Consider the following 20,592-nt stretch of genomic DNA (forward strand, 5'->3'; position numbering starts at 1 on the left):
GCATAGGGCATAGGGCATAGGGCATAGGGCATAGGGCATAGGGCATAGGGCATAGGGCATAGGGCATAGGGCATAGGACTCGTCCCCATACCTCACCACGCTTGAGAACCGCTATAGCTGCTAAAGTCTAATAATTATGTGATCTAGAACAGGCGATCGGTTTTAAAAATGGTGCAAGATGAGTCAGACTAAATTCTAGTTGTACAAATCCGAAGTCCGCAAGGCAAAGACTCAAGATTTTGGCAATCTTGATATCTTTTCAACAATTAGCAATTAACAATTAGAAATCAGGGATATGAGACAACATATTGAGCGGCTCAAACAAAATCTAGGCAAAACTATTGTTGGCAAAGCCGATGCTATTCGCTTGGTGTTGGTAGCCGTGCTTTCGGGCGGGCACGCGCTGCTGGAAGACGTGCCGGGTGTGGGAAAAACGCTGCTGGCGAAGTCTTTGGCGCGATCTATTGATGGGAAATTTCAGCGGATTCAGTGCACTCCCGATTTGTTGCCGACGGATATCACGGGTACTAATATTTGGAATCCGCGCAGCGGAGAGTTTGAGTTTTTGCCAGGGCCAGTTTTTGCTAATGTTTTGCTTGCCGATGAAATCAATCGGGCGACGCCGCGAACTCAGTCAGCTTTGCTGGAAGTGATGGAAGAAAAGCAGGTGACAGTAGATGGAGTTTCTCGAAATGTTCCGACGCCGTTTTTTGTGATTGCGACTCAGAACCCGATCGAATATCAAGGCACTTTTCCGCTACCGGAAGCGCAGATGGATCGGTTTACTTTGTCTTTGACTTTGGGCTATCCCGCTGCCTTGGAAGAATTGCAAATGTTGGAACGGCTTTCTGATAGTTTTGCTGTTGAAGATTTGCAGCCTTGTATTTCTTTGGAAGAAGTGCAGGAATTGCGCCGTTTGTGCGCTGCTGTGAAGGTGGAAGGCTCTTTGAAACAGTATATTGTAGATTTGGTGCGATCGACGCGAGAGGATGAGGAGATTACTCTGGGCGTGAGTCCCCGGGGTGCGGTGGCTTTGCACCGGGCGTCGCAGGCTTTGGCGTTTATGGAGGGCCGGGATTATGGGACTCCTGATGATGTGAAATATTTGGCACCGCACGTACTTTCTCACCGATTGATTCCGGCGGGGGGAAGGAGGGCTAAGACGATTGTGGACAAGTTGTTGCGGTCTGTTCCTATTCCTTAAAAAGTTTGTAAGTAGGTTGCTTTAATTATAGGAACAGGCAAGATGCCTGTTCCACAAACAATTACAGCTTAATTAAAGGAACAGGCAAGATGCCTGTTCCACAAACAATTACAGCTTAATTCAAGGAACAGGCAAGATGCCTGTTCCACAAACAATAAAGAATTACAGCTTAATTCAAGAAACAGGCAAGATGCCTGTTCCACAAACAATTACAGCTTAATTCAAGGAACAGGCAAGATGCCTGTTCCACAAACAATTAATTTTCCTGTGGGGAGTAGGGGTTGGGCATCCTGCCCACCCTTGAAAGACTTATTAATAATGGTGCAAAATGTCAGTTAATCCATAGGTTTTGCACCATTCTCAAGCACTCTCAAACAGCGCCACTAATTTCTTTGCCTCTAAATCGACATTGTGTTGTTGAGCAACTCTCTCGGCTCCTGTTTTTCCCATTTGTTCTAGTTTTTCTAAAGGTGCTTCCAATACCGCGCGCATCGCTACGGCTAATGCTTCTGCGGAACCGGGAGGAACTAACCAACCGCAAACACCGGGTTCTACGAGCTCCGGGATGCCAGCAACATATGTGCTAATTACGGGTCGATTGAGAGCGAGGGCTTCCATAATTACGACGGGCAAACCTTCAGCAAAACTAGGCAATACCATTGCCCGTGAAGCTAAAATCTCTTGCTGAACTCGATCGCCACTGGCCCAGCCGGTAATTTCTATATGGTTTTGCAGGCCGAGTTGCAGAATCTGCTGTTCAATATCCGATCGCAGCGGCCCGTCTCCTACGAGTACCAACTTAAACTCTAAGCCTTGAACTGCTAGCAAGTTAGCAGCTTCTAGCAATAACAAATGACCTTTTTGTTCGCTGAGTCTGCCAATGCAAGCTAAGCGGGGTGCTGGAGGTATGGGGACGTAGGGTGCAGCTAAAAATGCAGCATCTACGCCGCAGTGTATGACGTGAATTTTTGACCAAAAAGTGCGATCGCACCACCGAAAAAGCTGACTTTTACCGAAGGAACTAACTGCTGCTACAAAGGTCGATCGTTTAATTTTTTCGTCTAAGGAAAGAAGTGTGGCTTTATCAAATTCTTCAGGGCCGTGAACGGTGAAACTGTAAGTCGGGCCGCCAAGCACGCGGCACAGCATTGCGACTGTTGTGGAATTTGTCCCGAAGTGAGCGTGAACGTGTGCTGTGCCCGATTCTGCAAACCAATTTAAAAGAATGCAAGCTTCTGCTAAATAAGCTAGATGCAGCAAAATCCCCCGTTCCGAGTGCCAGCCAACTTGAAATGTTAGGCGCAAAGCTTCGATGAATCGAATGGGCCTAGTTGCCGCAACGCGCAGCAAACCCCACGCTAACCCCTGTACACCAACTCCTAAGATTACTTTAGTCAATTCTTGCTCTAGTTTGTCGGCCTCATCAACGAGTTCAGACTCGCACGATCGGATCGAAAAGCGTGCGACTTTCAGGCCGCAATTTTCAACGGCTATAACTTCTCTGCGGACAAAGCTGTGGCTGACTTTGGGATATTGGTTAACTAGATAAGCGATGTTCATGAACGGGGATAAACTTTTATGGTAAAACTCTATATTAGTTTAGCCTTTAATCGATTGAAGTCAAGACAGGATTTTGGGTGGGGTTATTTATTCTGTTATGTTTTGATGGATTGGTTCGCGATTTAAGATAAGGGCATCAATGGTTTTATAAACACTGAAATGCCTACCGAATTCCCCAACAAAAAAATCTGTTTTTTGTCAGGGATTGTCTCAGCTTAATTATAGGGGGCGAAATTAAAGCCACCTACTTTGTCAGGTGGCTAGAAAAAAATGCAAGATTACGAATTGGCTAAGCAAAGTTGTTGCCGAAGTTCTGGGGGAATCGCTTCAAAATGCTCTAACAGAAAATTCATCAAGGCGAGGTGACGCAAGTCGTGCAGTTGGGGATGGCGGTGCTTGCGTCCCCTGGTAAACCAGCGACGCACAGTAGAAAGCGATCGACAGCAAATGAGAGCTAGAGCTTCTTGCGGGACATCCCATTTTGCGTAGAATTGCTGCGGAGTCATCGCCAGTTGACAGTCAGCGTAAAGCTGAATGATTCGTTTTTCCCGATCGGTAATCGGGCGAGGCGTCAAACAATGGTGTATCATAGAGGTGATTTTTTAATTTTGAATCGGCCAGTGCCCAATTTGCGGCGCTGGCTTTTGTTTTTGGGGGCTTTGTTTTTTGGCGCGATCGCACTTGACAATCGCCTAGCTAAGCCTTACTCTAACAATATACAACTTAAAATTGTAAAATGTCAACAACTTAATCTGTGTTTTTAGATTCTGCCCTAAAGCTGAAACCAGCTACTTCGGCGACTAAATTCAGATGTTTTAGCGTGGAACGAGCTGGTGACTGTCCGTTCTCCCATTTACTTACAGTCCTCTGGTCAACCCCCAACCGTTCTGCAAATTCTGCTTGTGTCAACCCCATATGGAGACGCAATGCGTTGATGAGTTCGCCATTCCACTGCACCCGATCGCCCGCCTGCTGAACCTGAATTTTCTGGATTAACTTGCGAAATGTTACCCGTTGTGCGTCGAAATCGACTGTTTCCACCCGATATCCTGCCTCCATCCAAGCGGTAGCTTGCAGAGCGCCCTTTTTGCGGTTGCTCCACCAAGCTTGTTGAGTGCGTGCGGAAGGGGGGAGGGCGTTGTTTAGTAATGCCTCTATTTCGGCGAAGTTGAGGGTTACTTCGTCGAGATGGCGATTTTCGCGCAGATAATCTAAGAGCGACTGGTACTTGCTGCCCTCCTTCATGCGGTGTTTTGTGAGGTTTTCAGATATAGAATGCCACAAATCGGGTGAAGGGCAAAATAGCAGCGCGCGATCGCTTTTTTATTTAGGCGCTCGCTTGCGACAGAGGAATCGGAGCAAAAAGAGCTGGTTGGCGATCGTTTCGCGGAATGAGAGCAATTTGGACATCATAGCCTAACTCATTGGCATATTCCGCCAGAGTTTTCAACTCTATGCGATCGCGCGTTCCCTCAATTTGAGATATCCTTCCAGGGCTTTTTTGCACTTCGCGAGCCATTTCTCTAACTGTCAATCCGCGAGAGTTGCGAATTTTTTGCAGCAATTCTCCCAAACTATCTAAAATGAGAAAATATTCTAATTTTTGTTGTAATTCCTCTGCCGTAGTAGGTTTGAGAGTTTCAGGAGGATTGACATCTACCATTGCTTCTGGTTCGGCTAGGAGTGCCGCCAATAAATCGCTTGCTTTGCCATCAATTTTTGTCATATTTTTTACCTCGATTAGTTTATACTAACACTTGTATGCCATTCCGCGCTGCTTGGATAACTTCGGCTGTCCAATTTAGTAATGCAGCACTAGCAGCATCTTCTGTTTTGCACTCAGCGCGACAGAGAGCAAATTCTGTGTGAGAAATTTGGAAAAAATAAACTCGTGCGCCACCTTTTTCTGCCCGAGATTTGAGTTCGTAAATCGGCCCTCCTAAATGCTTTTTGTATCTGCAATTCATACCGTTGGCTTGTAAATCCGAAATCATTTCGATCGCTTTTTTCAAGCAGCTATGCTTGCTGAGTTTCGCCAACTCCAGCAAGTCTGTCAGAATTTGGGGTCGTATTCCTGGTGGATCGTTGGGATGGATGGTGTTGTAAGTTTTATAGGACATTGGTTTAGTCTAAGCTAAACGCTTTGTTTAGTCAAGGCTAAACAAATGTGTCGTGAAAATGCAAGATTACGAATTGGGCAAGCAAAGTTGTTGCCGAAGTTCCGGGAGAATAGCTTCATCATGCTCTCAGAGAAAATTCATCAAAGCCAAGTGACGCAAGTCTTGCGGTTGGGGATGGCGGTGGTTGCTTCCTGTGGTAAATCAGCGACGGACGGTAGAGACCGATCGACAGCAAATTAGGGAGATCCTGCGAGATCCTTTGGTGCTGAGTTCCCCAAATCGCACATTCTTCCTAAGCTGACGCGATCGCCCTCGACGGAATGGCGGATTGGGAAAGGGCGATCGCGCGTCTGAAAAAGTGTGGGAAGCAATTAGGTCGATGGATTAAAGTCCCCTTGCGGGGAAGAGGTGAAAACTGAATCAACTGTTCAATCACCATACTAGAGGCGTGTTTCCATCCCCTTGCGGGGTAAGTTGAAAGACTTGTTGAAGTCTTTGGAAAATTTTCACTCTCCAGTCTTCTAAAGAATAGCTGTCATTTTGATAAAAGTCAAGCCCTTCTCTGCAAAAAAGAGCCGGATGATTATAATCTCCCGAACTCTTTTTTGTTGTCGATACTATTGAGTATTACTTACTCGAACTGAGCAAGAACGATTTCCTTGTCAGGGAAATTAGCGACTAATTTTAGACTCCCACCAAGAGCTTGGATGTAGCCATAGAGGGCAGATACTTGAATATCCTCTGGGCTATCCAAATCAGAAAAAGTGGAATCAAAATTGCTGAGTTCTTTTTCCAGTTCCTCATCTGCATAACCCAACGACTTTAGCTGTTCCAAAAAGGTAAGATGAAGTAAGGCGAGTTGAACTCGCTTTTCAATTTTTGCCCTTCGCTCTGGCTTCATCCGCTCTCGTAATACACTAAAAGACTTTGTTCTCATATCTCATATCAACTTGTGTCCACTTTCAGCTCCTTATGGTGGTGAGGAGTGTGCAATTTACAGAAATGCTTTATTCTGATATCTACCCTTCTTCCCTAAGCTCTTCTAACAGTTGGTCATAGAGCCGATCTGCTGTCGGTACATTTTTCTTATACCAGCGATCGTTACCAGTTTTGTCGCCTCCTAAAAGGAGTACCGCAACCTTCCGGGGATCGAAGGCATACAAAATCCGGTATGGCTTCGTTTTATGTTGTACCCGAAGTTCTCGCATACGTCCGTGACGAGAGCCCTCGATACCTGAACTGTGAGGAAAGCCAAGAGTCGTTCCTTTTTCTTCTAGGAGCCGAACTTTGACAGCAATAGAATCTTGCGTTTCTGCATCAAGTGTTTCCCACCACCGCTCGAATTCGTCAGTGAACTCAATCTCCACCATGTTATTTTCCTTTTTCTTGTTAAATACGTTCTATCTGGCGCTTGAAAAGTTGATTCAGTCGCTCTAGCTGGAGCTTGAAGAGTTGATTCAGGTAAGTTAAGGCGTTTCAACCTATACATACATTTGTTTCCTATGTTAAGTATCAAAATTTACAAGGTTTAGAGTTTAAACTCTGAGCCTACCATTCATATTACACTATATATTACAGTCTGAACACGCTCGGTATCGCTCGATATTTGGCATTGCTAAAGCGAGAGGATGAAATCCGCAGAGACAACCCCCTCGTTGTTTTCCGAAACTCTGACAAAGTAGGCACGAAACACGACCCTTACGCCAAAATCATCCAGCCTTCAGGAAGGCTCAATATTTTTATTCACAGCATTTGACTTTTCTAAGACTGCCATCCTCCTTAAGGTCTAAAATTTCCACCTTAACCGTTTGTCCTTCAGAGAGGGATTGTGCTTTTTTTGGTTCTTTTTCAGTTAGCCTGATAGTTCCCAGAATTTCATATGTCACCTTGTTTCCTTTTACAGCAGTAACTTTGGCTTCAACAAGTTGACCCACTGCAAACTCATGACGGCCGATCGCCTTAGCAATTTCAACTTGTCTCGCTGACTCTACAACTGGGGCCACAACTTCTCCAATCGGCCCCGCTTCTTTGTAGTAACGCATCAAACGAGATGCCCAACCTAAAATTTGCAGCAAAGTGCTAGCATCCCCTTGAAATCCTTTGAGACAATCGCTACAAGCTTTGTCGATGCTGCGGTAATAATCTGTGGTTTTGCCACTGTGTCCGATTTGTCTGCCATTACCGACTAGGGTTTTAAGATACTTGAAAAACCGGGAATTGGCATCAGCTTGATTTTGATTAACTGCATTGCGGAGATAGGCGATCGCCTTTCCAAATTCATTTACATCGGTTTGTTCTTTAACTAAAGTTTGAGCGATCGCGTGGGCAATTTTCCACTGGTTTTCGGTCAAAGATTCAGTCACTAATTCAGTATTAGACATCTTTAATACATTCCTGTTGGAGGTTCGCGATCGGTCGGATATTTCAACACTTCAGCTAGTTGTTGCAATTGAGTTGCTTGCACTAAACTAGAATGAGCAGCTTGAATATTTTTTTGCATAAATTGTTGCAATTTTGTGCCAGTTATGCTGTCAGATTCAGGAGGATTGTAGGATGAATAGCGATCGCGCAAATCTCCCTTGTTCTGCAACACCCTCGCCGCTGTCACCTCCACAGTCATTGTTCCCATGCCGATCGGCTTCCCGCCGCCTACCTTGAGGGCGATCGGATACTTTGGATCTTGCCCCAACACAATCAAAAGCGTTCCTAACTCTGCTGCTGTTAAGTTTTTGAATTGTATCTGTGTTTGGAAAGTATACTCTTTAGCCGCTTGCTGAACGGTAATTCCTTGATTTTGACCTTTGTCGATCGCCCGAATTGTGTGATAGTAAAACTTGCGGCCTGCTACGTTGCCTTTTGCGTCAAAATATGCTCGTCTTTGATCGGGACGGGGACGATATAAAGATGGCATAAATCCCGTAGCAAAGCCCGTATTTTGGCATTTAGCATCGCTGAATTCAATTAGCCCTTGCCAATCTAAGGCACCGAATACTTGACTTGCCGGACAGAGTTCTTGTTTATTTTTACATGGCAAGCGTTCTTGCGGAATTTTATCTCTGTATCTTGATGTAATTACTGCTAAAGTGCTGTTAGTAATGGCTTCGTATGCTGACCGGATGCAGCCTTTGAGAGAACTACCTTGAATTGATAACTTTTGGTCAATATTTTGCACCATTGTTTTGATTAAAGGTACGCGGCTGCCTATGTCGCTACCCATGACAACTACGCCTGTAGAGACGTGCAAAGTAGTCTGAACTTTCAGAGTTAGAAACAAAGTTCCGTGCAGGCGATCGCCCAAATATTGGTGATGTCCGGCCGGAGGTTTTTTTGGCGGTCGTTCTTTGGGGAAACTAATTAATTCATAAGGTTTAGGTTCTCCAGTTTCAGCGGGATTATTAGAAACCGGACTACTTGGCGGCGGTGTAGAACGTCTGGGCTTGGGTGGGAGATTTGTAGTCATGTTAACTCCTGACTGTGAGGGCGACAAAATGAACGGTAGCCGTTCTTTTTTCTTGAAAGTATCGCTGACCTATGCTAATATTCTTAGAGACAATCTTTTCATCATTTTCTCCTTTATAGACAAAAGTTTTAGGGAATTTTGGTTCGTCAAGGGGGTGAAAGTAAGCCGTGCGATCGCAAATTTGCCACTCGCAATCTTTATCGATCGGCTCAAATCCTTCTAAATCGGCTTCAACTCGACTCAGCAGTAACGCTTGATATGCACTTCCCTGCTTTTTCCAGCGCAATTCGCGATCGGCATTAAACATTTGCCCTTCAAAACCGGGAAATTCTTGGGGTAAGTTCATACAAATGCCGCTGACTGCGTGGGGCGATCGCACAAAATAATAACTTTTCTCAGTTGCTAATTTGTCTAACAACTCTTTAACTTCATCTTGTGACAAACCCGATCGAACGTATACAAAACCTTTCTTCATGCTGCGGCACCTGTTAAAAGCTTACTCCAAGCACAAACTGCACATTTAAATAAATTCGGTACACCAGTCTCACCGTCCCCTTGCCATTTTAGCTGCACTCCAAAACCTAAATCCATCGGTTCAGCAGCAATAGGGGTTTGTTCGCGATCGGGTTGAGAAAAGCCATAATTTGCGGCTTCTTCAGTGTCTAAAAATTCTCCTGCACCCAGCAAGAAAGCCTGTCCCCATCGACCGGGTTTGACTATTTGTTGAATTTGGCGATTATCTTCATCTAATTTACAACCGGGATATTGAACTACGGCTTCGTTATATTTGACTGTCACCGTCCCCAAACCGCGAGATTTGGCAAAACCGATTCCAAACCAGCCATCATTTAAGTCTCGCAAAACTAAGCCAATCAAGCCTAATTGTGCTAAGGAAAAGTTTTTGAGATGTATTTTAGTGCGAAATTCTCCGGCGGTGCAGACTTGGTAGTTAAAGGGGCCAACGGCTACGGAACCGAAAACGCGATCGATCGCGACTCCATTGCGTTCTTGAATTTTGAGCTGTTTCTTATCAATTGGGTGAGCATCTTGGATTCTAAGTCTGCTAGCAATTGAAGTGTTGCCGAAAATGCGATCGGTAAAAGAAGAGAACTTGTAAATATCGCTGGATGATTTATTTTTCAAGTAATCATGCTTGTCATTCAATGGATCGTTAGCCCAGAGAACTTTCGGATCATTAGGATTACTATCTCTTCCTAGGGTTCTGACAATTCTCTCAGCATGAGCGCGAATAGCACCTTTCAAACTGCTTCCCGGTAGATAAATTGACTTCCCTCCTGCGTGGTAAGTCTCGACAAATTCCATATCTGGTTTCGTTGGATCGGCTCCTTCTTTACCAGATTTGATCAGAATCGGCCCGTCAGGAAGGAGAGTTAAGTCAATGGTACAGTGGTTGACAATTCGTTTGTGCATAGTTGAGTAGGTCGAGAGATGGTTGGGAATTAAGCGGCTACTAACTGATTTAGCTGAACTTCACACTGTTGGAAAACATAGTTAACGGCAGCAAATAGTGGATCTAGCTCTTCTATTAAATAGCGGTTAATATTTTTTGTAAAAACTGTTTCTTCCAATTTACCAAACTCCCAATCCTTGCCGTTGGAAACAATACCAAAAATTATTACGTGAAGTTCATTGTTAAGTCGCTGTGCTGCAAACATTTCAGCTAGGCACTGCGCCCAACCTTCATCGAACTTGTCTTGCTTGGCCTCAACTAATAGAAAATAAGGCTTGCCAAACACAAATTTTCCTAAAGGGGAGCGTTTAGTCAAAATATATTCAGGAAAACCACACAGATTCTGGTCGTAAGTAAGAGACTTATGGCTCCATAAAACAAACTTAGTATAATAAGATTTCCAAACTTCTTTGAGAACTGGATAGATCAAATTTTCGCACACAGCAAACTCCGAATTGTCCACAACTGCTTCCCGCATCATAAATGCTAAGTCTTCCCGAAAATAGTCAGGGATACTAAATGCAGTTTCTCCCATAAAATTAGCTTCAGTGTAAGTAATCTGAAACTCTTGGAGAACTTCACCGATATCTTTATAATTGCTGAAACTCATATTGACCTCCTGTGTGGGATGTTTAGTTTTAGCCTTGAACTATTTGAGTTGGAGATGATTGAGAAGTTTTATTTTTCAGGAGTTTATCGATCAGCTTTTGTACCCAGTCATCTTTATAATCGGCTGCATCTTCATAAGCCGTTTCATCTCCCATCACTAACTTTTTTAAGTATTCTAACAAAAATTCGGGATGGTCTTCGACATCAATCCAGCGCATCTTATCAATTTCTAGTTTAACCACTCCTAAGCCGCGCGATCGCCCTCCTCCGAGAGGTATTTGTTCGGTCTCAAATTGATGCAAACCAATCATTAATAAACCCAATTCCCAATCATGAGCATTTTCAACTACTGCTTTAAAATCAAAAGGTGTGGCGGCGGGGACAACTTGGTAATCGTAAAGTTTGCCATCGGCGGCGGTTTCTGTGTCTCTGTCAATGGCTACGCCATCTCGTTCTTGATATTGCCCGAACCACGCATCGGGTTGTACAGTTAAGTCGCGAACTTGAAATTTGCTGGCCATCCAAGGAGTGCCAAATAAACTGCCAATATCGTCTGTTATTTTGATGAGCTCTTGTGTTAGCTCAAAGTCATTATTCTTGTGTTCATTTTTCAAATATTTGACTTGATTGTTTCTAGTTGAACTTGTGTAGTTAGCCGGATCTTCGGCTAGATTTGGGTCGATACCTCGGAGGAAGCTCTCTAAGCGCGATCGTAGTGCACCTTTAAAGCTTGAACCGGGAATCAAAGGTTGACCCAAAGCATCTTTGATTACGGGTAAATCGGAGCCAATTGGTTCGGTGGAACGTCCGGCACTAATGCGGAGTGCTGTGATTGTTGTCAGCTTTCCTGTGATTTCTAGTCGATTTTTGAAAGTGTCAAACATAAAGGGCTTAGGGGTTATTGTTGACATAATCATGCTCTCCGTAGTGGCGTAAATATAGAGTGCCTTCTCTAGCAATACAACTTACACGCCTACCTTTGGGTAGATCGAAATGGCCAATATCTTGATGCTGGCCCACATAGCGTCGCAGCCGAAATATACCATCTTGCTTCATAGCGCTGATACCATCTTTATGATTTTTTAGCAGACAAGCAGCCCTAGCTAGATTTTCTTGCAGGATAATTTTTTCATGAGCTGGTTTAGCTTCATAATCATCGAGAAAACTCTGATGATATTCTAACTTGGGAAATTGAAGCGGTTTTTCTTTGGAAAGAAGTTCTTCTTTACATTGATCCCAAAGTAGCTCACCCCATGCTGATAGAATCATTTTTGGTTCAATAACGAATACCCATTCTTTCGGCACTTTCTGGGCTTCTTCCCAAGATGTAGATATTTCCCCAACATCCATCATTGCTAGTTGAACTTCGTATGGCTTAATCTCTGACACATCAACCTTTACAGGAAGCTTGGGAATTTTTATTAATTGATTAGACCCCTCGAATACATAAATAATTTCGTCAGCATAAAACATTCCGATTGTATTGAAATAGCCTTGCAGAGCCTTGAATCCACCGACAAGATTAAAGCAAATTGTGTAGCGGCTATTTTTACAGTCTTTGATAATTTCTTGCATCGAAGGAATCAATTTTGCCATCCCTTCGACAAAAATATCGCTGCTAGCAGTAGAAAGTCCCGGCTGAGCATGGGTACTTATATTAGTTAATCCCTTGCTCTTTAAAAAAGACTCAACTACTTCAGCCGAAACTCTACCTTGTGCAGTGTCGGTAGTAACTAATAAGTGCATATCTGGGATGCCCTGCTCTATTTGCTCATTGTACAAACCATAAATACCATTTAGTTCGGCGCTAGATTGTCGGATTTTATCAGTATTATTACTAGACAGTTCTTGTTCTGCTCTTTCCTTCAATTCTGAAATAATTTCTTTAATTGTTGGATCATCTTGGATTTCATTATCGGTATAGTTTGCTGTTTGCTGCAGTCTTTCATAGTAATTGTCATCTATCTCTGGATCGATGTGGTTAGTTAACACGCTAGTACCAACAGTGGAAATTACGAGTCTAGCCATAAGTTTGTACTCCTAAGTAATTGCAAGTAGATGACTAAGATTGACCTTTATTTTTGTAGACTAGATAGCGAGCGCCATAGCCTAAATAGCGGCGGGTAAGCTCTATCCAAATCTGATTAAAAAACTCTTCAGCTTTGGCATTTCTGGCAATATCCTGAGCAGTAGCTTTGATGTTTCTGTCAATGTCATGAATAATTTTTTGAGCTAAAGAGTTGGGCCCTCTACCCCACTTTTTATCGCGACCGACTTGATAAAGTAAAAAATTTTTGATCACTTGCGTGCTTTCAGTTGTGTCAGCAACTCTTACTAAATTCCGAAATTGTGATTCTTCTAAGTCATTGTAAGAACTTGTATCTTCTAAGGCAGTTTGAATGTCCGTGACTAACTTATCTTCAGCTTGGCGAATTCCTTTTTGAATTTTGAGTTGTTTTTGTGGATCTAATGATTCGCTCATACGGCATTCTCCCGAAATACAAGGTGAAACTGGTTGCAAATTTGAATTTGTCCGAAGCCTTCGCAAGTGCGATCGCCTACTCCCCTCATTTCCAACTCTCCTAATCTCTCAATCCAAGGCTCTGATTGAGTTGTGCTGAACAAATAAACCGAGCCTTTGTTAGTTATTAACTCTACATCTTTCATCAATCCCCAAGCCGCATTCCAGCCGGAAAGATAATCGTAACTGCTGTAAGCTGCTTCCAGTTTCAATGATGAATCTTCAACTTTGGCAAACTGCTGCAACATCTTTTCGGATATTACAGTGGTGCGCCGCCAGTTTTCGGTGAGGATGGCGTCAGATTGCAAGTCGAGGGTGAAATATGTGCGATCGCCCGGTAACTCCTTTAACGGAACGCCAAAAATTTCCCATTTCTGCCAACGGTATTGTATGGAATTGGTAAAGTTAGTGATTTTTTGCTCTACATCTATTTTAGCACTAACAGGCTGTTTGGTGGTAATTTCAACTTTTCCTAATCCTCTGGAAGTCGAACCGCCCAAGCGGAAGTTATGATTTCGCAGTTGAATGAAGTTACGCAAAGATTCTGCTAAATCGTCCTCCACTAAAATTGCACATCGATAGCAAACAGGCTGCTGTTTCTTCTCCTGAGATTCGTTCAAAACTTCAACGCTATAAAGTATTTCTTCTTCAGATGCAGCCCTGCGGCGATTGATGCCTACTCTCGTTAACAGGCGTTTGTTAGCACTTAGGCTGTGGTACTTATTCTTGAATTTACAATAAAAACTAATGCCAGCCGCATCCACTCTCCCTCCGTCTTTCGGGCAATTCGGATCGTATGGATATCCGTAACCTTCGGCACAAAAGCGATCGATTAAAGTATCGAAAACCCCATTATTTTTGGGTATAAAACCCGATTTATTTTTAGAACTTAGTGCGGTAGTGGGTAAAACTCCATTGTCTTCAAGTCTCGTTTTATCGATGAGCTTGCCATTGATTACTAATGCTGGGTAAGCATTTTGAAAAAGGGCTGGATTTTCACTCAAGAATAAAGCTTGAAAATCGCCACCATTTTCGCTCAAATCGCTGAATTGATGACCAGATTCGTTTAATATTTTAGCAGCCACAGCACCCCGAATCACCGTACCGGGAATATAGTCTACAGCTTCGCTAATCGAACCACCCGGTTTCTGACGGGCGATCGCCAAAGGAGACAAAACCTTAATTTCCAGTTCAATTCGCTGCATTTTCCCCTCCCTTCGCTAGACAATCCCAATCTGCATCAGTAACTTCAAAATTCGGTAAAGTTTCCCAACTCAGCCATCCCAAACCAGCCGATTTACTTCCACCTAATGCGTGAATGTGCTTGAAACCCGCCAATATCAAAGGTTTGGCATAATCGGGACAATTTGGTAACAGATGAATTTGACCCTCAAACCTCAGTGAAGCATGAGGTGGAGAAGTCTCTAAAAAGTAAAGTTTGTTTTCTTCCGCGGTGCGACGGCGGCGATTCATTGTGACTCCCGGACGTATAAAATCAGCTAAATTTTCCGGATTTTCCGTACAAATTAAATCTTCAAAAATTACCCGCGATGGCAAAACAGGATCGCCGAAAATTTGACTAATCAAACAGTGATAAGTCTCATTATATCCTAAAACTTCGTATTCGCTGCGCTTAAATTTATCCGGTGCATTTTCTCGGCGAATTACCATGTTTCCAGGACTAGGAGACTCGGAAATCTCCCAACCCAAGCCTCTAGCAATTTTCTCGCATTCGTGGCGGAGGCGACCTTTGATTTGAGAACCGGGAATTAACAGATTTCCTTCTGAATTGCGGACAATTGGTTTATCTGCAAGGGAACCGGAAGAACCGCCCGCGCCTACACACAAAGCTGTATCAATTACTGCTGTAAGTGTGTAAGGCTCAATTGACCTTGATAAATTCGTGAGAACAATCATGATTCAACCTCCGCCTCTACCGATATTTCTGAACTAAATTGGGAATCTTCTAATTCAATGAAATCGTAAATATCTACAATTTCTCGCCAGATGGTTTCATATACGGTTCGTTTGTTTTCCTCTATCACAGACATCCAGGGAGCTAGATTACCATTATTTTCGGGATCTTTTGGTTTGCACCAAGCTTCTTCAAACTCTTTTTTAAGTATTTCTGAATTACCATCTTTGAGTCTGGTTCGGAAATAGCGGTAGTTGAGAATTGTTGTGTTTTTCCCTTGTTCTAGGAAACTGCGAATTTGGTAGAGTTGCGATTTGGGAAATTCAGCTTTTTTCAAGGCTTTGACAGACTCAATCAATCCACCAATTTCATGCAAAGTGTACGGTGCGGCGTACAACTTAAGTTCTTGAGGACTGTCTTTGGTTAATGCTTTCTTGCGGAAGTCCTCGATGCTAGATGAAAGCGCAGTTACAGATTTCATCACAAAAAAATCCACTGTACCTCCACAGTATCCGCGATATTTTAAATCTTTAGCACGTTTTTTGGCTGACTTTAGCAATTGTTCGTAAAGTTTTTTTGCGTAGTAAATCGGAGTTTTATAGTCGGCAATCAACACCCCGATCGATGTACTTAATTGACAATTAGCAATTCCTGCATTTTGACTTAAGTAGCGGTGACACTTACTGAGATCGATAGGTTTTTCTGATGGCTGAGTTTGATAGTCACCTTTGATTTCCACATTGGGTATCTGAACTTGTCTGAGCAAAATTTGTTCAAACTGTTCTCCGATGGTTTTGGCGATCGCCAATGCCCGATCTGCTGGTACAATCAAGATAATATCATCGCCACCAATAGTAATAATCTCAAAGGGATGAATCCAAGCGCCATCTTGAAGAGTCGATTCTGACTTGTTATTTCCTTTAAGTTGGCGAGGCTGAAGATGCTCAGCTAAGGCTTGAAAAACAGCATATCTAGTAGCATTGTCAACATCTTCGCTAAAATCTTGATATTCTTGGGGAGTGGTAATTTTTTGAATGTAGCCTCCCATGTTATTGCCGTCGGCATAGATGTAGGCTACAAAGCCATTACTCACACTGCCAAGCTGAGTTAAAGATTGAGCTATTTCAACGTCTTCAAGGTGGTTGTCGCCCCAGTATTTCTGAAGTTTTTCGCGATGGTTTTCTAAGAAATCCTCAAACTTGTCAACCCAACCTTCAATGACATCAGCAGCCCATTCTTTGTTTCTGTACCAATGAGTTTCTTTGATTTTCCCGTGCTTAGCCCGATCGCCCGCTTTGCGTTTGCGCGCAGAAACCTCCGAAAACCAAGGATTGCCCGGAAGACCTTTTTCATTGGGATTGTCGGGATTGTCTGTAGCGAGGGTAATAGCCGATCGGCGATCGGCCTCATCCCTTTGCAAATAAGGGTGCGTTTCCAACATCGGCGGGTAGCGACGGCTGGGGCGCTCTTTAAAGTCATTGCCGCTGCGCCGCTGATTAAACATCACGGCCAATTTAGTAGTTAATTCATTAAAACTCTTGCGATTTATAAACGCCTCTTCCACACAAGATGGGTCAGCAATACAGGGTTCGTTTGGCTGTTTATCTAGCTTGCCAAAATAAGCCTCAACCAGCGGATTTTGATATTCTTGGCGGTATCGATCGAGCCAAAAGGTTTGTTCTATCGGGTCTCGCAGCAAACCCAATCGAATTTCTAAAAGCTTAAACGTATCTCCCACCGCGCATGAATTAGCAGTTAGGGTTACATAGGAATAGCGTTTTTCAATGGCATCAGCTAACTCATTCACAAAAGCTGCTGGACAGAAAGCTAAGATATTGCCACCAGTAGAATAAACAATCATTTCAGGAATCAAAGCTTCTGAAAGCTTTGGTTCGCCAAGCTTTGGTTCGCATGGAAAGTTTTCATCCAGCCATTTTCTTACTTTTTGGAAGTGAACATTGTAACGGTTGGATTCAGGAGTTTTGTTAAAAAAAGCAGGCAAATCCACTAAATTTATCCGATCTAGCAGTGCGGATGCACCGCGAATATCTGGCAGTTTTGCGTCTTCAAATACATACTGCTTAACCTTAGTTACACCCCCGTAAACTAAGCCAATTTTTCCCGGCTGATTCCACAAGTTCGGGTATTTATTTTGCAAATCAGTAATTGTTTCGGGAAACTCTCCTTGGGAAAATTTTTCGGGAATATTCAGAAGTTCCCGAACCCGATCGACAATTTCCCTCACATTTTCCGGCACTTCCTCCCCAGAATTCAAAGCCCGTCGCATTTCCCGCAACACGCCGATCTCAAATTGAGGTTCGCGCCCCTCACCCCAAGCCAGACACCAAGCAATACCAGTCGCGATCGCACTCCAACAACTTTTCATATGCAAACCACTCCCAATCAGGTTTAACCGCCCCCAGATTGCCTCAATAATTGGTAATTATTCAACCTGCAATTCCATCTAATTTCCTATTGTCACCTAAATTTTCCCGAAAATCACCAGCCCGAAAAATAATCGCCCAAATCCCCAAACAACCAGCAACTATCGCAAGTCTCACAACTCCCCCAACTCTCCCTACCAAAGATTTTTCTGAGGCGACTTGCTCTGCATCTACCCAAGATGACAGCAAATAAGGTAAAGTAAACGGCACAAGAGTCTAGAACTCTTCAACGACCGCAACTCGGTCAACCCGCCCCTGACCAGCAAAACTGGTCGGTACAGGCGACATTAACCGCTAACCGTCAACCCCTAACAACCGAGAAAAATGCAAACCTACTACTACGTTTTAGCCAGTCAACGCTTTTTGCTAGAAGAAGAAGCCCTAGATGAAGTGTTTAAAGAAAGAACTCGCAACTACAACGAACAAGAAAAAGAAATAGACTTCTGGCTAGTCAAACAGCCCGCTTTCCTCGAAGCACCGATAATGGCAGAAGTTAAAGCAAAATGCCCTCAGCCAGCCGCCGCTATTATTTCTACAGATCCTGTCTTCATCACCTGGTTGAAACTGCGATTAGAATATGTACTCACAGGTGAATTCCCAGCACCATCACCCACTATTCCCGATGCCCTTGCATCCCTACAGACAGCATGAATAAAATAGCAAAATATCAGACCCAACAACTAACAACAATTAGGGGTAAACTGTACAAATTTATTTTGTCTCTACCCCTATTTTCTGCTACTTGGATCGCCCTTTCGGTATTGACAATTTTATCGAGTTCTGTTAAAGCTGAGTCTAGCTGCCAACCGCCCCAGTCCGATGAATATCTACTGTTAATTGTCACCCCAACACCCGAACAGCAAGAAAGAGCAAAACGCTCTTTCCCTGGAAATACTAACAACACAGTTTGTCAGTACATCAATGACACGGTGACGCGAGTTGGTGGCTTTCGCGACTCGCAAATCGCCAGCGATTGGGTTAAATACATCGAAGATGTTGTCGGATTGCAAGCTTACGTAGTACGATCGCCCGCAGCGGCACTCCCCCAAAATTTGCCACTCTACAACCCTCAGCCAGCACCAGGTTCTGAACCAATAACCAATCCTGCAATCGGCAATCTTGCCTTCAATCCCCAACCCCTGGGCCCTGGTTATGCAGTGTTAGTCGATTACTTCAACCAACCGGAATTAGCCGCCCAAGTCAGGCAAGCATTAGGCACGCAAGTAGGCTTAGCTTCCTACGGCCAGCGTCCCTTTTTATTCGTCGCTTATACAACGGATCAAAACGCCGCTACTGCTGCGGTAAAAACATTGAGCGATCGAGGTTTTTGGCCGATGTTAGTAGACAGCCGCCGAGTTACCGTAATTGCTCCCGCTGTTCGCTGAAAGATAAAACTTGGCAATTGAAATTGCTTCTTGTCAAACAAAGTCCGCCTAAGCGGACTAATAACAATTATTACTGTTGTTGTTGGGATTCTAGCGGGCTGCTTCCTAGCTGACTTTCTGCCCGCTTTTTTGCTTCCATTGCGGCTCCGTAATCCGGTTTGTAGCGAATTGCTTTGTCATAGGAGGCGATCGCATCTTCGTATCTTTTTACCGCCACAAGCGCATTGCCTCGGCTGTACCAGGCTTCCGAGTAGTCAGGCTTGACATAGACGGCTTCATTATAAGAGACTAGCGCATCTTCGTACCGCTTTAAATTGGACTGAGCATTGCCTCTATTGTACCACGCTTGATATTCTTTCGGGTTTAAATCTAAGGCTCTGCTGTAACACTCAATTGCTTGTTCGTACTTGCGTAATTCGTGGTACGACCAACCTAAATTATACCACGCTTGATAATAATCAGGTTTTAATTTAACAGCTTTTTCGTAAGCTTCCACCGCTTCTTCATGCCTCCGCATTTTCAGCAAAGCGATGCCTTTACTGTACCACCCTTGATAAAACTTGGGCTGAAATCGCACGGCTTTTTCGTAGGCTTCAAAAGCTTCTTGGTTTTTGTTTAATTCTAGGAAGACATTGCCTAAATTGTACCAAGCTTCATAATTATCGAATTTGATTTCAACTGCTTTTTGATAGGATTCAACGGCTCGATCGTACTGTTTTAATTTTTGGTAAGCTTGTCCGCGATTGTACCAGGCACGGTACAAATTGGGCTGAAATTTTACGGCTTTTTCGTAGGAAGTGATGGCTTCTTCGTACCGCTGCGAATCTAAGAGAACATCGCCTCTGCCTTCCCATGCTGTGGCATAGTCGGGCTGGATTTTCAAAGCGTTATCAAAAGATGCGATCGCCTCTTGAGACTGTTGCAACTTCTCCAAAGCATAACCGCGTCCCGTCCAAGCTTCCAAGTATTCCGGCTTTAATTCTATGGCTTTATCATAAGCTGACTGCGATTCTCGATATTTTTTCAATTCGTACAAAGTTTTGGCTTTTTCCTGCCAAACCTCCGCGTAGTCAGGCCTGAGATTTATTGCTCGCTCATAAGCGGCCAGAGCTTCTTCAAATCGGCTTAAATTGTAAAGAGTATTGCCTCGGTTGTACAAATCAGTTGCATTGGCCGCATTAAAAGTATTTACACCATAAATAGATGCTATAATACTGATGCCAATTAAGCTGGCGATCGACAATATTTTTAAATACAGTTTTTTTCGGGATTTTACCGGCCCCTTCGCAGCAGCAACCGGAGGCAATACAGGAACTGTACCGCTGAAAGAATTTTTCAATTCTTTAATAGCTTGCAGCGTTTCGCTGGCACTAGAATAACGTTGGCGAAAATCGTACTTTACCATCTTATCTAAAATCTTCGCAAATTCAGGACTGACTGATGTTTTGTCCTGCCAAATAATTTCCTCTGTATCGGGGTTCCTTGGCATTTGGTGAGGATTTATGCCAGTGAGGAACTGAATTGCGATCGCACCGACGGCATAGATATCGCTGCTGAGTTTCGGGTTGCCGTGAGCTTGTTCGCTGGGCATATAACCGGGAGTACCGATGCTGACACTCAAGCTATTCTTGGGCTGAGGATTGGTGATTTGAGTAGTAATTTCTTTGACTGCGCCGAAGTCAATTAAAACTAATTTTCCGTCTCTATCTCTGCGGAGGATATTGCGGGGATTGACATCGCGGTGAATCACATTTTGCTGGTGTACAAAATCTAAAATTTCGAGAAGTTCCTGCAATATACAAATGACTGCATCTTCCTGCATGACTCCCGCAGTTCCTCCTTGGTAAGGGGAACCTCCCGCAGGCCCTCCTTGGTAAGAGGAACCCCCCCCTGCCCCCCCTTG

The 20,592-nt window shown here is 43.7% G+C and carries 24 protein-coding genes; 4 read left to right on the top strand and 20 right to left on the bottom strand.

Annotated elements, in window-relative coordinates; genetic code table 11:
• Positions 1-295: 295 nt before the first annotated feature.
• A complete protein-coding gene (locus QUA16_RS03405) occupies positions 296-1,204 on the top strand; it encodes a MoxR family ATPase (RefSeq protein WP_333106191.1) in 909 nt (302 codons plus the stop codon).
• Positions 1,205-1,564: 360 nt separating this feature from the next.
• Here the strand turns inward: QUA16_RS03405 and QUA16_RS03410 are convergent, their stop codons facing one another.
• The 5 genes from QUA16_RS03410 to QUA16_RS03430 form a co-directional block, all read right to left on the bottom strand.
• Complete coding sequence (locus QUA16_RS03410) at positions 1,565-2,764, bottom strand: glycosyltransferase (protein ID WP_333106189.1); 1,200 nt, start codon at positions 2,762-2,764, stop codon at positions 1,565-1,567.
• 278 nt (positions 2,765-3,042) lie between these two features.
• Complete coding sequence (locus tag QUA16_RS03415) at positions 3,043-3,354, bottom strand: helix-turn-helix domain-containing protein (protein WP_333106187.1); 312 nt, start codon at positions 3,352-3,354, stop codon at positions 3,043-3,045.
• Positions 3,355-3,511: 157 nt separating this feature from the next.
• Positions 3,512-4,009 carry a helix-turn-helix transcriptional regulator gene (locus QUA16_RS03420; RefSeq protein WP_333106185.1) on the bottom strand — a complete coding sequence of 166 codons (498 nt, stop codon included), beginning with the start codon at positions 4,007-4,009 and terminating at the stop codon, positions 3,512-3,514.
• A gap of 82 nt (positions 4,010-4,091) precedes the next feature.
• Complete coding sequence (locus QUA16_RS03425) at positions 4,092-4,490, bottom strand: helix-turn-helix transcriptional regulator (protein ID WP_333106184.1); 399 nt, start codon at positions 4,488-4,490, stop codon at positions 4,092-4,094.
• 19 nt (positions 4,491-4,509) lie between these two features.
• A complete protein-coding gene (locus QUA16_RS03430) occupies positions 4,510-4,884 on the bottom strand; it encodes a hypothetical protein (protein ID WP_333106182.1) in 375 nt (124 codons plus the stop codon).
• A gap of 45 nt (positions 4,885-4,929) precedes the next feature.
• On the opposite strand from QUA16_RS03430, the gene QUA16_RS03435 reads away from it, so the two are divergent.
• Entirely contained in the window at positions 4,930-5,124 is a 195-nt protein-coding gene (locus tag QUA16_RS03435) for a hypothetical protein (protein ID WP_333181017.1), read from the top strand.
• A 391-nt stretch (positions 5,125-5,515) separates the two neighbouring features.
• Here QUA16_RS03435 and QUA16_RS03440 read toward each other — a convergent pair whose 3' ends face one another.
• The 14 genes from QUA16_RS03440 to QUA16_RS03505 all read right to left on the bottom strand — a co-directional run bounded on the left by QUA16_RS03440 (position 5,516) and on the right by QUA16_RS03505 (position 17,514).
• Entirely contained in the window at positions 5,516-5,785 is a 270-nt protein-coding gene (locus tag QUA16_RS03440) for a transcriptional regulator (RefSeq protein WP_333106181.1), read from the bottom strand.
• Between the two features lie 118 nt (positions 5,786-5,903).
• The gene (locus tag QUA16_RS03445; RefSeq protein WP_333106180.1) at positions 5,904-6,254 is read right to left on the bottom strand and encodes a type II toxin-antitoxin system RelE/ParE family toxin; all 351 of its coding nucleotides are present in this window, start codon (positions 6,252-6,254) and stop codon (positions 5,904-5,906) included.
• 369 nt (positions 6,255-6,623) lie between these two features.
• Positions 6,624-7,265, bottom strand: coding sequence for a hypothetical protein (locus tag QUA16_RS03450; RefSeq protein WP_333106179.1), 642 nt, complete (start codon positions 7,263-7,265; stop codon positions 6,624-6,626).
• Between the two features lie 2 nt (positions 7,266-7,267).
• A complete protein-coding gene (locus QUA16_RS03455) occupies positions 7,268-8,344 on the bottom strand; it encodes an RAMP superfamily CRISPR-associated protein (RefSeq protein ID WP_333106178.1) in 1,077 nt (358 codons plus the stop codon).
• Between the two features lies 1 nt (position 8,345).
• Positions 8,346-8,819 (bottom strand): hypothetical protein, encoded by a 474-nt coding sequence (locus QUA16_RS03460; protein ID WP_333106176.1) that lies wholly within the window; start codon positions 8,817-8,819, stop codon positions 8,346-8,348.
• Entirely contained in the window at positions 8,816-9,775 is a 960-nt protein-coding gene (locus tag QUA16_RS03465; protein ID WP_333106175.1) for an RAMP superfamily CRISPR-associated protein, read from the bottom strand. The genes QUA16_RS03460 and QUA16_RS03465 overlap by 4 nt, the downstream gene beginning before the upstream one ends.
• Positions 9,776-9,804: 29 nt before the next feature.
• Positions 9,805-10,425, bottom strand: coding sequence for a hypothetical protein (locus QUA16_RS03470; protein ID WP_333106174.1), 621 nt, complete (start codon positions 10,423-10,425; stop codon positions 9,805-9,807).
• Positions 10,426-10,453: 28 nt separating this feature from the next.
• A complete protein-coding gene (gene csx7, locus QUA16_RS03475; RefSeq protein ID WP_333106173.1) occupies positions 10,454-11,335 on the bottom strand; it encodes a type III CRISPR-associated RAMP protein Csx7 in 882 nt (293 codons plus the stop codon).
• Entirely contained in the window at positions 11,316-12,452 is a 1,137-nt protein-coding gene (locus QUA16_RS03480; RefSeq protein ID WP_333106172.1) for a putative CRISPR-associated protein, read from the bottom strand. The genes csx7 and QUA16_RS03480 overlap by 20 nt, the downstream gene beginning before the upstream one ends.
• Before the next feature lie 34 nt (positions 12,453-12,486).
• On the bottom strand, positions 12,487-12,906 hold the full coding sequence (locus tag QUA16_RS03485; RefSeq protein WP_333106171.1) for a hypothetical protein: 420 nt from the start codon (positions 12,904-12,906) through the stop codon (positions 12,487-12,489).
• Complete coding sequence (gene csx10, locus QUA16_RS03490; RefSeq protein WP_333106170.1) at positions 12,903-14,150, bottom strand: type III-D CRISPR-associated RAMP protein Csx10; 1,248 nt, start codon at positions 14,148-14,150, stop codon at positions 12,903-12,905. The genes QUA16_RS03485 and csx10 overlap by 4 nt, the downstream gene beginning before the upstream one ends.
• The gene (locus tag QUA16_RS03495; protein ID WP_333106169.1) at positions 14,137-14,862 is read right to left on the bottom strand and encodes an RAMP superfamily CRISPR-associated protein; all 726 of its coding nucleotides are present in this window, start codon (positions 14,860-14,862) and stop codon (positions 14,137-14,139) included. The genes csx10 and QUA16_RS03495 overlap by 14 nt, the downstream gene beginning before the upstream one ends.
• Positions 14,859-17,246: a type III-B CRISPR-associated protein Cas10/Cmr2 gene (gene cas10, locus QUA16_RS03500; RefSeq protein WP_333106168.1), complete on the bottom strand. Its 2,388-nt coding sequence runs from the start codon at positions 17,244-17,246 to the stop codon at positions 14,859-14,861. Before cas10 ends, QUA16_RS03495 begins: the two co-directional genes overlap by 4 nt.
• A 61-nt stretch (positions 17,247-17,307) precedes the next feature.
• On the bottom strand, positions 17,308-17,514 hold the full coding sequence (locus tag QUA16_RS03505; protein ID WP_333106167.1) for a hypothetical protein: 207 nt from the start codon (positions 17,512-17,514) through the stop codon (positions 17,308-17,310).
• A gap of 114 nt (positions 17,515-17,628) precedes the next feature.
• Here QUA16_RS03505 and QUA16_RS03510 point away from each other — a divergent pair, with 114 nt between their 5' ends.
• Together QUA16_RS03510 and QUA16_RS03515 are read left to right on the top strand one after the other, a co-directional pair.
• Positions 17,629-17,955: an MgPME-cyclase complex family protein gene (locus QUA16_RS03510; protein WP_333106166.1), complete on the top strand. Its 327-nt coding sequence runs from the start codon at positions 17,629-17,631 to the stop codon at positions 17,953-17,955.
• Positions 17,952-18,689, top strand: a complete 738-nt coding sequence (locus QUA16_RS03515) for a hypothetical protein (protein ID WP_333106165.1) — start codon at positions 17,952-17,954, stop codon at positions 18,687-18,689. Before QUA16_RS03510 ends, QUA16_RS03515 begins: the two co-directional genes overlap by 4 nt.
• Before the next feature lie 70 nt (positions 18,690-18,759).
• On the opposite strand, the gene QUA16_RS03520 is transcribed toward QUA16_RS03515, so the two are convergent.
• The coding region (locus QUA16_RS03520) for a tetratricopeptide repeat protein (RefSeq protein ID WP_333181019.1) at positions 18,760-20,592 on the bottom strand (1,833 nt) is incomplete at its 5' end.

Source organism: Microcoleus sp. S13_C3, assembly GCF_036700905.1.
GTDB lineage: Bacteria > Cyanobacteriota > Cyanobacteriia > Cyanobacteriales > Microcoleaceae > Microcoleus.

Bases quoted from the DNA above. Each gene is read 5' to 3' on its own strand.
- QUA16_RS03445 (WP_333106180.1), bottom strand. From the start codon at position 6,254: ATGGTGGAGATTGAGTTCACTGACGAATTCGAGCGGTGGTGGGAAACA.
- csx10 (WP_333106170.1), bottom strand. From the start codon at position 14,150: ATGCAGCGAATTGAACTGGAAATTAAGGTTTTGTCTCCTTTGGCGATC.
- QUA16_RS03480 (WP_333106172.1), bottom strand. From the start codon at position 12,452: ATGGCTAGACTCGTAATTTCCACTGTTGGTACTAGCGTGTTAACTAAC.
- QUA16_RS03470 (WP_333106174.1), bottom strand. From the start codon at position 10,425: ATGAGTTTCAGCAATTATAAAGATATCGGTGAAGTTCTCCAAGAGTTT.
- QUA16_RS03515 (WP_333106165.1), top strand. From the start codon at position 17,952: ATGAATAAAATAGCAAAATATCAGACCCAACAACTAACAACAATTAGG.
- QUA16_RS03435 (WP_333181017.1), top strand. From the start codon at position 4,930: ATGTGTCGTGAAAATGCAAGATTACGAATTGGGCAAGCAAAGTTGTTG.
- csx7 (WP_333106173.1), bottom strand. From the start codon at position 11,335: ATGTCAACAATAACCCCTAAGCCCTTTATGTTTGACACTTTCAAAAAT.
- QUA16_RS03440 (WP_333106181.1), bottom strand. From the start codon at position 5,785: ATGAAGCCAGAGCGAAGGGCAAAAATTGAAAAGCGAGTTCAACTCGCC.
- QUA16_RS03415 (WP_333106187.1), bottom strand. From the start codon at position 3,354: ATGATACACCATTGTTTGACGCCTCGCCCGATTACCGATCGGGAAAAA.
- QUA16_RS03510 (WP_333106166.1), top strand. From the start codon at position 17,629: ATGCAAACCTACTACTACGTTTTAGCCAGTCAACGCTTTTTGCTAGAA.
- QUA16_RS03485 (WP_333106171.1), bottom strand. From the start codon at position 12,906: ATGAGCGAATCATTAGATCCACAAAAACAACTCAAAATTCAAAAAGGA.
- QUA16_RS03455 (WP_333106178.1), bottom strand. From the start codon at position 8,344: ATGACTACAAATCTCCCACCCAAGCCCAGACGTTCTACACCGCCGCCA.
- QUA16_RS03495 (WP_333106169.1), bottom strand. From the start codon at position 14,862: ATGATTGTTCTCACGAATTTATCAAGGTCAATTGAGCCTTACACACTT.
- QUA16_RS03410 (WP_333106189.1), bottom strand. From the start codon at position 2,764: ATGAACATCGCTTATCTAGTTAACCAATATCCCAAAGTCAGCCACAGC.
- QUA16_RS03450 (WP_333106179.1), bottom strand. From the start codon at position 7,265: ATGTCTAATACTGAATTAGTGACTGAATCTTTGACCGAAAACCAGTGG.
- QUA16_RS03420 (WP_333106185.1), bottom strand. From the start codon at position 4,009: ATGAAGGAGGGCAGCAAGTACCAGTCGCTCTTAGATTATCTGCGCGAA.
- QUA16_RS03430 (WP_333106182.1), bottom strand. From the start codon at position 4,884: ATGTCCTATAAAACTTACAACACCATCCATCCCAACGATCCACCAGGA.
- QUA16_RS03465 (WP_333106175.1), bottom strand. From the start codon at position 9,775: ATGCACAAACGAATTGTCAACCACTGTACCATTGACTTAACTCTCCTT.
- QUA16_RS03460 (WP_333106176.1), bottom strand. From the start codon at position 8,819: ATGAAGAAAGGTTTTGTATACGTTCGATCGGGTTTGTCACAAGATGAA.
- cas10 (WP_333106168.1), bottom strand. From the start codon at position 17,246: ATGAAAAGTTGTTGGAGTGCGATCGCGACTGGTATTGCTTGGTGTCTG.
- QUA16_RS03425 (WP_333106184.1), bottom strand. From the start codon at position 4,490: ATGACAAAAATTGATGGCAAAGCAAGCGATTTATTGGCGGCACTCCTA.
- QUA16_RS03405 (WP_333106191.1), top strand. From the start codon at position 296: ATGAGACAACATATTGAGCGGCTCAAACAAAATCTAGGCAAAACTATT.